At 67.7% G+C, this 13,243-nt stretch carries 5 protein-coding genes; 4 read left to right on the forward strand and 1 reads right to left on the reverse strand.

From position 1 onward, the window contains the following. The first annotated feature begins 15 nt into the window (after window positions 1-15). From AB7V09_RS06050 to AB7V09_RS06065, 4 genes are read left to right on the forward strand one after another with little or no spacing between them, the layout of a single operon-like run. Window positions 16-2,385 (forward strand): tetratricopeptide repeat protein, encoded by a 2,370-nt coding sequence (locus AB7V09_RS06050; protein WP_419143225.1) that lies wholly within the window; start codon window positions 16-18, stop codon window positions 2,383-2,385. A 42-nt stretch (window positions 2,386-2,427) separates the two neighbouring features. Beyond that, window positions 2,428-5,538: a tetratricopeptide repeat protein gene (locus tag AB7V09_RS06055; RefSeq protein ID WP_419143226.1), complete on the forward strand. Its 3,111-nt coding sequence runs from the start codon at window positions 2,428-2,430 to the stop codon at window positions 5,536-5,538. 52 nt (window positions 5,539-5,590) lie between these two features. Then, complete coding sequence (locus tag AB7V09_RS06060) at window positions 5,591-6,916, forward strand: metallophosphoesterase family protein (RefSeq protein WP_419143227.1); 1,326 nt, start codon at window positions 5,591-5,593, stop codon at window positions 6,914-6,916. Continuing rightward, window positions 6,913-10,368 (forward strand): AAA family ATPase, encoded by a 3,456-nt coding sequence (locus AB7V09_RS06065; RefSeq protein ID WP_419143228.1) that lies wholly within the window; start codon window positions 6,913-6,915, stop codon window positions 10,366-10,368. Before AB7V09_RS06060 ends, AB7V09_RS06065 begins: the two co-directional genes overlap by 4 nt. Before the next feature lie 66 nt (window positions 10,369-10,434). On the opposite strand, the gene AB7V09_RS06070 is transcribed toward AB7V09_RS06065, so the two are convergent. After that, entirely contained in the window at window positions 10,435-13,056 is a 2,622-nt protein-coding gene (locus tag AB7V09_RS06070; protein ID WP_419143229.1) for a hypothetical protein, read from the reverse strand. Between the last annotated feature and the right edge of the window lie 187 nt (window positions 13,057-13,243).

A 13,243-nucleotide genomic window follows, 5' to 3' on the forward strand; every position in this document is an offset into this window, starting at 1 on the left:
TTCGGATGTCGCCCGATGGTTGCCGCAGGTTTCGTCAAGCGGCAGGGGCAGGATGAGCTCTTCGACGCCGTCTTCACTCACTCCGAGCCTCGCACGGTTCTGATGGGGATGCGGGGAAGCGGCAAGACTCAGCTAGCCGCTGCGGTTGCGGCCAGGTGCGAGGAGGACGGCTGGCCCCTTGTCGCCTGGATTCATGCGGCCTCACGTAAGGAGATCCTTGCCGGTCTTTACGAGCTCGCACTGCGGATCGGTATCGACGCGCCGAAGAACATCCCTCTGGAGGTCATTGTTCAGCGCCTCCTGGATCGGCTGCGCTCAGCAGAGGCGGCGGACCGTCTCTTCGTTTTCGACAACGTGGAGAATCCGGACCACCTGAGAGACCTCATCCCCAAGGGAACTGGAGTCCGGACCCTCATCACCACCACGCGCCACCTCGACTGGGACGGCCTGGGGTGGCTGCGGTTGGCGGTGGGCGCCTTCGAACGGGAGCAGTCGATCACCCTCCTGTGCGAGCGCACCGGCGACACTCACCGCGAAGCTGCTGACCGGATCGCGGATGCGCTCGGCGACGTGCCCGTCGCCATCACCCAAGCCGCCGCGACAGCACAACAGGGTGGATACTCCCTATCCGGCTACATCGACAGGCTCAGTCATCACCCGCTCGAGTCAAGCATCAGTCGCCTCAAGGGTGCCGACTACCCCGACGCCGTCGGCATCGCACTGCTCATGGCATATGAACAGGTCTTGGAGCAGCTCAGAACCACGCACCCTCAGCGGGAGAGGATCGCCGTGTCACTCCTCGACGCGCTGTCCCTCCTGGCTGCTTCCGGACTGCCGACTCACTGGCTTTTGAGGCTCGACGGCGACTCCGACGCAGTACGTGACACTCTGTCTGTTCTGAAGAGTGCTTCCGTCATCCAAGAATCCAGCGACGGCACCAAGACCATTATTCACAGGCTCCAGGGACACGTGTACCGGGAGACCTACCTGAATGACCAGAAGAAGCTCGATGAGGCGAGTGCGCGCACAGCAGCACTTCTCAGCGGGATTGACGTAGACCGCCTAGAGAATCCTGAACAGCGGCGACACGAGACCCAACATCTCATCGAGCAGCTGCTCTCAGTCACATCACAGGACTACTCTCATTCACTGTTTTCTGAGCCACAGGTGTCTTCAAAGCTCGCCGAGACACTGCACGACGCGACCAGCCTTGGGATGTCGCAGCCGGCCCTTTGCCTCACTGACTCCGTGACCCGGGCCTGCGACGCCTTGGGCCCCCACCACCCCGACACCCTGGCTTCACGCAACAGCCTCGCCGGCGCCTACCGGCCGAGCGGCCGGCTCGACAAGGCCATCGCCCTGTACGAGCAGACCCTTGAGGACTCCATCCGCGGCCTGGGCACCGACCATCCCAGCACCCTGACCTCACGTTTCAACCTCGCCGGCGCCTACAGAGCGAGCGGCAGGCTCGAGGAGGCCATCACCCTGTACGAACAGACCCTCGAGGACCGCACCCGCATCCTGGGCCCCGACCATCGCAGCACCCTCATGTCACGCGACGAACTGGCCGGAGCCTACCGGGAGGCGGGCAGATTCGACGAGGCCATCACCCTGAAGAAGCAGATCCTCGCAGACGCCATGCGCATCATGGGTCCCGACAGCCCCGGCGCCTCGGCCGTACGTCTCAACCTCGCCGCTACCTACCGGGATGCGGGCAGGCTCGACGAAGCCATCACCCTGTACCAGGAGAACCTCGACAACGTCACTCGCACCCTGGGCCTCGACCATCTTGAAACCTTGGCCTCACGCCACCGCCTCGCTGGCGCCTACCGGGACGCGGGCAGACTCGACGAAGCCACCCCCCTGTACAAGGAGAACCTCGAGGAATTCACCCGTCTCGCAGGTCCCGACCACCCCCACACCCTCACCGCACGCAACCGACTCGCCGGCATCTACCGGGATGCGGACAGACTCGACGAGGCCATTCCCCTGTTCGAGCAGAACCTCGCCGACGTCGCCCGCACCCTGGGCCTCGACCACCCTGGAATCTTGGCTTCACGCCACAGCCTCGCCGGCGCCTACCAGGCAGCCGGCAGGCTCGAAGAGGCCATCCCCCTGTTCGAGCAGAACCTCGCCGACTTCATCCGCATCCTGGGTCCCGACCGCCCCGACACCTCCACCTCACGTAGCACCCTCGCCGGCGCCTACCAGGCAGCCGGCAGGCTCGAAGAGGCCACCCCCCTGTTCGAGCAGACCCTCAAAGACCGCACCCGCACCCTGGGACCCGCTCACCCTGTCACTCTCACCGCGCGCAATAACCTCGCCGGCGCCTATCGCGCCGCTGGAAGAATGGAGGATGCGGAGAAGCTCTTCGGGACGCCGTAAGAATTCTGCTTCGACGCCACTGACCGCCTGTACGATAGCGGCATGGCCGACCCCCTCTCCTTCGCCGTCCTATCCATGACCACCAGCCTTGCCGGGCTGGTGATGCGTGGAGCCGCTGTGGCCGTTGATCCTTCGTGGGGCAGCGCGGCGTCGCTGCCTGGCGAGGCTCTCAACGCGTGGCGCAGCCTGAGACGTCTGCAACAGGGGCGAGGTGGGCAGGAGAATCCGCTGGAGGCGTCCATCAAGTCTCGACTTCAGAAGCAGGTGGATGCCGCCAGCGAACGGTACGAACGGACCAGCGTCACTCAATCTGCCCTGGCTGGAGCCGTCACCGAGATGGAGGTGGCGCTCAAGGAGATCAGCGGGGACGACGCCGCAGTTCTGGAGGCGGTGCGGCACCCGGACAACTTCGAGACCTACCTCCGACGGCGTGCGGCCGGCCGCCGCCAGAACGTCGAGGCAGCAGCCGAGCCCTTCTTCGACGACCTGACCCGCATCGTCGCCGACGAGTTCATCCGTCTCACGCCAGGCTCACGGGGCTTCGACATCGCCGCACTCAAGCAGCTGCTCGCAGGCCAGGAACAACTACGTGCCGGCCAGGAGCAACTGCTGGAGGGGCAGGCAGAGACTCACGAACTGCTGGGGACGATGGCGACGGATATCAAGGATATCCATAGCGCGATCCCGCAGAGCCAACCTGCCTCACCCACGCGGATTCGCTTCGGTAGCCGCCCCAGGGTCACTGCAGGCTTCGTCAAACGGGAGGGGCAGGACGAGCTCTTCGAAGCCGTCTTCACCCACGCCGAGCCTCGTACAGTACTGACGGGGATGCGAGGAAGCGGCAAGACTCAGCTGGCAGCCGCAGTTGCCGCCAAGTGTGAAGACGAGGGCTGGTCTATCGTCGCATGGATCAATGCAGGCTCACGTAAGGAACTCATTGCCGATCTCTACGAGCTCGCACTGCGCATCGGTATCGATGCACCGAAGGATATCCCTCCGGAGACTATTATTCGACGCTTCTTGGATCAGCTACACTCAGCAGATGCGGAGGACCGCCTTGTCGTCTTCGACAACGTGGAGAACCTCGACGACTTGAAGGATCTCACTCCCGAGGGCAAAGGCATCCGGGCGATCATCACCACAACGCGCCACCTTGACTGGGAAAGTTTGGGGTGGTTGCCAATAACGATCGGCATCTTCGAACGGGAGCAGTCAATCACCCTCCTCTGCAAACGCAGTGGCGACACTGATCGCGATGCGGCAGACCAGATCGCAGAGGCGCTTGGCGACCTACCTGTCGCCGTAACCCAAGCCGCGGCAACAGCCATGTGGGGACACTACTCCCTTTCAGAGTATTTCATAAGATTGAGCACCCACTCGCTCGAGTCAAGCATCAGTCGCCTCGAGGGCGATGACTACCCAGACGCCGTCGGTATTACGCTATTCATGGCGCACGAGCAGGCTTTGGAGAAACTCAAGAACAAGCGCCCTCGACAGGAAAATATCGCCATATCGATCCTCGACGCAATATCCCTCCTCGCCCCTTCCGGAGTACCAACTCACTGGCTTCTAAACCTCGACAATGACTCCGACGCAGTCCGAGACACCTTATCCTTCCTGAAGGGCAGTTCAATCCTGCAAGAATCTACTGACGGCGACAAGACCATCATTCACCGCCTCCAAAGGCAGGTTTACCGCGAAACCCACCTGAACAACCAGAAGAAATTCTGCGAAGCGTACACGCATACAACAACCCTTCTCAACGAGATCAACGTGGATCGGCTAGAAAATTTTGAACAGCAGCGACAAGAAACACGAAATCTCGTCGAACAAATAGGTGCCGTCACATCTCAAGACCACTCTCGCCCATTATTCTCCGATCCGATTTTTGTTTCAATTCTTGCAACGACACTATGGCATGCAACCGATCTTGGAATGCCGCACCTGGCCCTCACCCTCGCCGAGTCTGCCACGCAGGCAGGCGAAGCCTTGGGGCCCGACCACCCCAAAACCTTCACTTTACGGCACAACCTCGCCTACGCCTACCAGACAGCTGGCAGGCTCGATGAGGCCATCTCTCTCTTCGAGCAGACCCTCGACGACTTCACCCGCATCTTAGGACCGGACAACCCCGGTACCTTGGCCACACGCAACAACCTCGCCAACGCCTACCGGGCCGCTGGCAGGCTCGATGAGGCCATCACCCTGCACCAACAGACTCTTATCGACCGCACCCGCATCCTAGGGCCCGACCACCCCGACACCCTCACCACACGCAACAACCTCGCCTACGCCCACCAGGACGCTGGCAGGCTCGACGAGGCCATCGCCCTGTTCGAGCAGACCCTCAAAGACCGCACCCGCACCCTAGGACCCGATCATCCCGACACCCTGGCCTCACGCCACAACCTCGCCTGCGCCTACCAGACAGCGGGCAGGCTCGACGAGGCCATCACCCTGCACGAGCAGAACCTCGCCGACGTCGCCCGCATCCTAGGACCCAACCACCCCCACACCCTGACCGTACGCGACGCCCTCATCGACACCTACGTGACCACGGGCAGGCTCAATGAGGCCATCACCCTGCACGAGCAGAACCTCGAAGAAACCACCCACACCCACATCTCAAACCCCGGCACCCTCACTGGCAGCAACAAACTCGCCCGCACATACTTAACAGCGGGCAGATTCCAGGAGGCCATTGCCCTGTTCGAGTATAACCTCGATAGCAGCATCCGCACCCTAGGACCCGACCACCCCCACACCCTCACTGTCTGCAGTAACCTCGGCAATGCTTACCGGAGCGCGGGCAGGCTCGACGACGCCATCACCCTGCACCAACAGACTCTTATCGACCGCACCCGCATCCTAGGCCGAAACCACCATAGCACCCGCATTTCTCGCAAAATCCTTGCCTATACTTTCCAAAAAGCCGGAAAACTCGGGGAAGCCATAGCCCTATACGAAGAGATCTTCGAAGAATACGAGGCCTCCCTGGGTCCCAATCACTTTCAGACCCGAACCTTACGTGAAAAACTTGCCAGCCTTTACCACGATTTTGGCCTCTTCGAAGAAGCCAAGCAACTTCTCGAGGAACCATCAGAATCGGGAGATGCCGCACAGGACGCCACCGACCAAAAGACCGACGACTGAACCGCCGCAGGGCGCCGTCATTGATGTCGGTGGTCTGTGAGACAGTGTCGGCATGCGGATCCTCCACACCTCCGACTGGCACCTGGGGCGTACCTTCCATGGGCGCGTGCTCGATGACGTGCACGCCGCCTTCGCCGATCACCTCGTCGAGCTCGTCGCCGCCGAATCAGTCGATGCCGTCCTCGTCGCCGGGGACGTCTACGACCGCGCCATCCCGCCCAATGACGCCGTCGCCCTCCTCGATGAGACGCTGCGCCGCCTGACCGAGCGCACCCGGGTGGTCCTGACCCCCGGCAACCACGACTCCGCCCGCCGACTCGGCTTCGCCGCCGATCTCATGCGCGAGGGCCTCATCATCCGGGCCCGCACCGCTGGCCTCGACCGCGGCATCATCCTGCCCGATGCCGACGGCAACGATGCCGCCATCGTCCACGCCTTGCCCTACCTCGACCCCGATGCCGCCCGTGAGATCCTCCCGCCCCTCCTCGCCGAGCGCCTCGGCGAGGAGCTCCCCGCGAAGCACACAGCAGGAGAAGACCAGGCCGAGAGCGGGGATACCGCCTCCCAGCCCGACCCGCCGGAGCGCCCGCGCCTGCCTCGCTCCCATGAGGCCGTTGTCTCCGCCGCCCTGCGCCTCGTCGCGGCGGACCTGGACCGCCTGCGCTCAGCCCGCAACCGGCTCCTGCCGAGCCTGCTCATGGCCCACGCCTTCGTCGTCGGAGGTGAGGCCTGCGAGTCCGAGCGGGACATTCGCGTCGGCGGCGTCGACTCCGTGCCCTCCGGCGTCTTCACCACCCTGGGCGGCTCGCCCCTGGCCGAGCGCAGCGGCGGCCTCGACTACGTGGCCCTCGGCCACCTCCACCGGCCCCAGGAACTCACCCGGCCAGCCGGCCCGCGCCTGGTCTACTCCGGCTCGCCCCTGCCCTTCTCCTTCGACGAGGCCGAAGGCGCCCGCAACGCCGCCACCAAGTCGTCCGTCCTGCTGGACCTCAGCGCCGACGGCGTCACCGGTCTGGAGCGTATCCCCACCCCGGTCCTGCACCAGGTGCGCACCCTGACCGGCACCATGCCCGAGCTCCTCTCCCCCGCCTTCGACGACGCCACCGGCGCCTGGGTACGCGTCATCCTCCAGGGCGAGCGGCCACCCGGCGCCCTGGCCACCCTCAAGGAGAGATTCCCCAGCCTCCTGGCCTTCCAGCACGAGGCCCCCACGCGCACCGCCCGCGAGCGCATCGCCGTCACCGCCGCGGCCGACCCGCTGCGCATTACCGAGGACTTCTTCGACGACGTCTGCGGGCGCGCCCCCGAGCCCTCCGAGCGCAGCGTCCTGCGCAGCGCGTACGAGTCCGCCCTGGCGAGTGCGAGGAGCGAGCGATGAGGATCCACTCCCTGACCATGACCGGCATCGGCCCCTACGCGGGGCGGGAGCACATCGACTTCGACGCGGTGGGAGCCTCGGGCCGATTCCTGCTCACCGGCCCCACCGGCTCGGGCAAGACCACCATCATCGACGCGATCGTCTTCGCCCTCTACGGGGACGTGGCCGACTCGGCCGACTCCTCCAAGGAGCGCATCCGCTCCACCCTCGTGGGCCCGCACACCGAGAGCGTCATCGAGCTCGTCTTCTCCACCGGCGCCGGCGTCTACCGGGTGCGCCGCACCCCCACCTACGAGCGGGCCAAGCGGCGCGGGCAGGGCACCACCACCCAGAACGGCACCGTCAAGCTCTGGCACCTGGCCGAGGTCGGCGGGGAACCGCTCGACGAGCCCGTCACCCGCGTGGGCGACGCCGACGCGGAGATCACGCGCGCCGTGGGCTTAAGCCGGGAGCAGTTCACGCAGACGGTCGTCCTTCCGCAGGGTAAGTTCGCCCGGTTCCTGCGCGCCGACTCCTCCGAGCGCCAGCACCTCCTCAAGGACGTCTTCGGCACCGGCATCTACGACGCCATCCAGGACGCCCTCATCCAGGCCTCCCGGGACGGGGCCCGGCGGGTCGAGCAGGCCGCAGCCGACCTGCGCGGGCAGGTCACCTCCCTGGGACGGCACCCCCTCCTCACCGAGGCCCCCTCCCCCACTGAGGCCACAGGTACCGGTGAGGAGACCGCCGACGCCAATCAGGCGGTTCACTCGGAGGCCTCGTCACCGGAGAACTCGTCACAGGAGGCCCCGTCCGGGGGAACCCAGGAGGCGCTGCCGCTGCCCATGGATGACACCGACCGCGCGGAGCCTCAGGAGGCCGACGCCGGCCTGGCTCCAACACCGGCCCAGGCCTTGGAGGCGGCGATGGCGGGCGCCGCCCCGGACCTGGCGGCTCTTCGCCGCATCAGCGCTGAGGCGCTCAAGGCCTCCCGCAACCGGGTCGCGTTGGCCGACGCCCGCTCTGAGGCCGCGGGGGCGGCCCTCACCCGGGCGCAGTCGGCGCGCGAGGAAGCCCAGAGCCTCCACGACCTCCTGGAGCGGCGCCGGGCCCTCATTGAGGAGAAGGAGCGGCTGGCTGAGCGCGCTGAGCAAGAAGCCGACGACGCCCAGCGACTCCAGGACGCCGAGCGCGCCTCCCGGGTGCGGCCCTACCTGGTCGCCGAGCAGGCCGCCCATCACCGCGCCCAGCAGGCCGTCGCTGCACTGGCCGCCCGCGCCGACCAGAGCGGCCTGGCCCACCTGGCCGAGCGGGCCGGAGTCACCAGTGCCGACAGCGCAGAGGAGGCCACCGGCAGCGACGCTGACGGTCTCGATGCGGCGGTGACGCCCGCCGCCCTCGTCGAGCCCCTGGTCCGTGAGGCGCAGCGCCAGCTCGCCGCCCTCGAGGCCGAACCCAGCGAGGCCAGGACCGGCACAACCGCAGCGGACGCGGCCCCGCATGACTCCGACGCCGCAGAGACCCCCGTGGCGGCCAAAGCGTCCGAGAAGACCCAAGCCGAGGCCCTGAGCCCCCGCAATCTCGACGACCTGGCGCACCACTGCCGTCGCGAGCACGGGCAGCTCGAGGCCCTCGTGAACCTCGAGGCCGGCCTCCCCGAGCGCGAAAGCGCCTCGCAGCAGCGGGAGGCGGAACTACAGCGCGCCGCCGCCGACCTGGAGCAGCGCGCGGAGAAGCTCGCCGAGCGCCCCACGCAGCGCACCGCCCTGGTGGAGAACCTGGAGGCGGCGCGCGCCGCCCACGAGCGCCTCGACGGCCTTCAAGACCGCCGCACCCGGGCCGAGGAGCACCACCGGGCGGCCCTGGCCGTCGAGCAGCTCAGCGCCCGGCTCACCCAGCGAGACGCCGCCTGTGCTCAGGCAGCGGCGCTCGCGCGGGAGGCGACCGAACGGGTACGCGCCACCCGCCTGGCCTGGATCTCCGGGACCGCCGGGGCGCTCGCCGGTGAGCTCACCGAAGGCGAGCCCTGCCCCGTGTGCGGCTCAACCACCCACCCCTCCCCCGCCACCGCCGGCACCGATGGCGCCACCCGTCAGCAGGTCGAGGCCGCCGAGGAGCAGCAGCGGCAGGCCGACGAGGCGCTCAACAGCGCCGTCCGGGAACGGGACACCTGTGCCACCCGGCTTGAGGAGGCCCAGCGTGCCAGTGACGGCATGGATGCGCCCGCCGCCAAGGAGGCGCTGGAGGCTGCCGCCACCGCCCTGGCCACGGCGCAGGCAACAGCCGACGGTGTCGAGGACCTGGCCGGGCGCCTCGAGGCCTTCGATGCCGGCACCGAGCAGGAGCGCGCCGCGCTCGATGCCGCCCGCTCCACCCAGGAGTCCGCCCGCAGCCGCCTGGAAGCCGAGCGCGAGGTCCTCGCCCAGGACCAGCGGCGCTGCCTCGAGGCGCGCGGGGCCTGGCCGAGCGTCACCGCCCGCGCCGCGGCCCTCCTCGTGCGGGCCAAGGAGGCCGAGGACGCCTCACAGGACATCGACACAGCCCGCACCGCCCTGGCCCAGGCCCGCAGCGCCCTGGCCGACCTGGCCGCCGCACTGACGGAGGAGGGCTTCACCAGTGCGGCCCAGGCAACGGCGGCACTCATGGAGCGCGGTGCCATCGAGGCCCTGGCGGCCAGCGTGCGCGCCGCCGCCACCGCCCGGGAGCGGGTCCGCCTGGGGCTCGAGGACCCGCAGATCGCCGCCCTGAGCGGCCAGGAGGAGGACCTCCTCGAGGCCGCCACCGCCGAGCTCGCCCAGGCGGACGCCACCGCCAGGCAGGCCGCATCCGCTCAAGCGCGCACCGCCGAGTCCCACGAGCACCTGCGCCGGGCCATCGACGGCGTCGAGCAGGCGGCCACCGCCTATGAGGAGGCGGCCGGCTCCAGCGCCGACCTCATCCGGGTGGCGAACCTCGCCCGCGGGGAGAACCAGGCCGGCACGCCCCTGGCCACCTGGGTGCTGCAGGCCCGCTTCGAGGAGGTCCTCGTCTTCGCCAACGAGCGCCTGTCCCAGATGTCCTCCGGACGCTACGAGCTCATCCGGGTCGCCGAGGAGACCAGCCAACGCCGGCGCCGCAAAGGACTGGGCCTAGCCGTCGTCGACCACCTCGGTGACGAGCGCACCCGCGACCCCCGGACCCTCTCGGGCGGGGAGACCTTCTACGTCTCCCTGTCACTGGCCCTCGCCCTGGCCGACGTCGTCTCGGCCGAGTCCGGGGGCGTGAGCCTGGAGACCCTCTTCATCGACGAGGGCTTCGGCACCCTGGACGCCGACACCCTCCAGGCGGTCATGGCCCAGATCGACCACCTGCGCGCCGGCGGGCGCACCGTCGGCATCGTCTCCCACGTGGCCGAGCTGCGCGACCAGATCGCCGAGCGCATCGCAGTGCGGCGCGTCGCCTCGGGCGGCTCCACCCTGAAGGTGACCGCCTGAGACGACGCGCCGCGAACGCATCCTGCTGGCCGGTGCCGACCCAGCGGCCGGCACCGGCCAGTGGCCCTAGAAGACGCTGCTGCTGGACTCGATGGTGATGGTGGGATCGCCGCCGCCCTCCGGCAGCTCCACCTTCCCGGAGAAGGTGAACTTCGCCTTGCGGGGGCTGGGGTTCTTGTCGAAGGTCGTCGGCTTAGGAGATCCGGAGATGCTGATCTCGTCGGAGGTGAAGGACAGGTCATTGCTGATGTCCTTGGAGAACTCCACCTTCGTGGCGTCCTTCTCCACCGACAACGAGGTCATGTCCGTGGTGAGCTGGAAGGGGCAGGGCTTGTCCGAGTTCGTCGGGACGGTCGCGCAGGTCTTCGTCTGCTCCTTGACCTTCGCCAACGCCTTGGTCTTGAGCTCGTCAGTGGGAGTGGCATTCACCGTCTGGGTGCCCACCGACTCCGCCTCCGCGCTCGCACCCTCACCCGTAGGAATCAGCGTGAAGGACGTCTCCTTGGCAGTGAGGTACTTGCTGACAGAGTCCGGCGCCGCCACCGGGTAGACACCGGGGTAGGCGACCTGGGTCGAGCGATACCCACTCAACCCGTCTTTATCCTTGGCCATGTCGATGGCAACCCCTGCGACCTTCAGCCCCGGGAGCGCGGAGGAGCTGAAGTCCGCGGAGACCACGAGGGGCTTATCCACCTTCCAGCTGTCCAGCCCGAAAGAGCCCGACGTCTTCGAGGCGGTGAAGTCGTACTCGAAGGCCTTCCCATCCAGGGACAGGTGAGCCTTGATCGTGGCGGTGTCACCAGTGATGGTGGGCTCCTCGATCTTGGTGACCTTGATCCTCGCTTTGGCGGCCTTGAGGGCGTCGTCGGTCAACAGCTTGCGCTGGTCGTTGGGGACACCGGGGTCCACCATCTTGGTGGCCTCAGTGGCCTTCCCCTCCGACAGGAGCGTCAGGTAGCTCTCGACCGCCTTGTCGGGGCCACGCATGCCGTTGACGACGTTGAGCGCGACGACGCCGGCCACCACCAGTGCCACCACGACTCCGAAGGCAGACAGTCCCAGAATGACCTTCTTGCGCGAGGCCGCACTCATCGGGGCGGGCTCGGGCAGCTGGCCCGAAGCAGGCGCACCTGCGGCCGCACCGCCGAAGCCGGGAGCCGGGGCCTGTGAGGCCGGCGTGGTCTCCACCCACTGGCCGGTCGCCGGGTCCATGGAGAAAACGGCACCGGTGGCCGGATCCGTGGCGATGCTGGCCCCGGTGGCCGGGTCGGTGCTGTACGCCCACTGCTGGGCCGACGACGTCGGAGCCACGCCGGAGGTGCCCGCACGCCAGGCCGCACTGGCCTTCTTCCCACCGGCCAGCTGCAGCACTGCCGGGAAGGAGGAGTAGGCCCATAGGGGGAGCATCTCCGCCAGCACCGAGATGATCGCCGCGACGACCCCAACCAGGAGGAAGGTCAGGGCGTTGGGCTGCAGGCTCACAGACATGTAGTGGCCGGATCCACCGCCCGAGGAACGCATCGGGGTGTCAGCGCCTGAGAAACGCAACGGAAGCAGCCCGTAGAAGACGATCGCCCCCAGGGCCAGCGCCACGAGCGGAAGCAGCCAGACGCGCTGCCACTCGGTCCGCCCCGTGCGGGAACGCCTGACGCCCACGCGCAGCGCCGCCGCCACGATGGCCACGATCATGGCCGCGAACAGCAGGATCGACCAGCTGCCGAACCAGGTCCAGGCGTAGGCGTCGCCGCCGTCCTTACCGCCCAAGGACGGCAGGAAGTAGGCCAGGGCCGCTGCGGCCTCACTCTTGTCCAGGGTGATACCTCCCAGGGATCCCATGCCCAGGGCAAGCAGCACCAGGTTCGGCAGGAGCACCGGCAACAGAAGAATCGAGGCGAAACCCGACCCCTGGATCAGTACCGCAGCGATGTAGGCGACGATGATGAAGATCCCCAGGACCACGCCCAGTGCGGTGCTCAAGGCGCCCAGCTCACGGCTGATCTGCACCACCGGGCTCGGCAGGCGCTCGAGCAGCGACCCGCCGCTGCGAGCCACCACCAGCGCCACGAAGACCACCACAGTCACCAACAGGATCGTCATCAGCGCGGAGGAGGACACCGTCATGACCTTCAGCCCCATCATCGTGGCGGTCATGGAGAACGGTGCCGTCACCAAGCAGGCCACCAGGGCCACAGCCAGAGCCTCGGCTCCGGCCCGCGCCATGGTCGGGACCAGCGGGGCTGCCGACCCGTCAACCGCGGCTCGGCGGCGCGCCAGCCAGAAGACCCCGATGCCGGCGGCGGTCAGCGCCCCCATGGGCAGCAGCGTGAAGGTCAGGGTGACGGTCTCGTAAGAGTTCGACCCTGACATGACGAACTGCCCGCCCAGGCTCCAGCCCATGAGCAGCGGCAGCGTGGAGAAGGTCGTCGGGAACATCTTCGTCGAGTCCATGGTCGACATGGCCACCATCGTGAGGATCGCGCTGATGGCTGCGGATCCGAGCACGATCGCCAGGCTCAGGGCCGTGGAGGTCAGGCCCGGGCCGCGGAACCAGGCGGTGAAGGTCTGCGCCAGGGGCGAGGCCTGAGCCACCTGCCCGGGCTGCACGAACCCGCCCTGGACCTGAGGTGCCGGCGCACCAGGTGCGGAGCCGGCGGCGACCGGGACGCCCATCGTGTTCGGGGCGGCCACAGCTTCTCCTCCAGGGGCGGGCACCGGAGGCGGCGGAGGAGCCTCGGCGGCGTTGGGCACCTGGGGCGCGGGGGCGCTCGGCGGAGGAGGCACAGGTACAGCGGGAAAGCTGCCGGTCTCCGGCCCCGACGTCATCGGGGGCGCGGGGACAGGAGCCTCACCAGTGCCATGCGAAGGATCAGGAGGA

Origin of the sequence: Actinomyces sp. SKVG-SVH-4(1), from assembly GCF_048514265.1 — a bacterium.
Lineage (GTDB): Bacteria > Actinomycetota > Actinomycetes > Actinomycetales > Actinomycetaceae > Actinomyces > Actinomyces oris.

Coding starts and splice junctions, on each gene's coding strand:
- AB7V09_RS06055 (WP_419143226.1), top strand. CDS start 2,428: ATGGCCGACCCCCTCTCCTTCGCCGTCCTATCCATGACCACCAGCCTT.
- AB7V09_RS06065 (WP_419143228.1), top strand. CDS start 6,913: ATGAGGATCCACTCCCTGACCATGACCGGCATCGGCCCCTACGCGGGG.
- AB7V09_RS06060 (WP_419143227.1), top strand. CDS start 5,591: ATGCGGATCCTCCACACCTCCGACTGGCACCTGGGGCGTACCTTCCAT.
- AB7V09_RS06050 (WP_419143225.1), top strand. CDS start 16: ATGGTTGCCGCAGGTTTCGTCAAGCGGCAGGGGCAGGATGAGCTCTTC.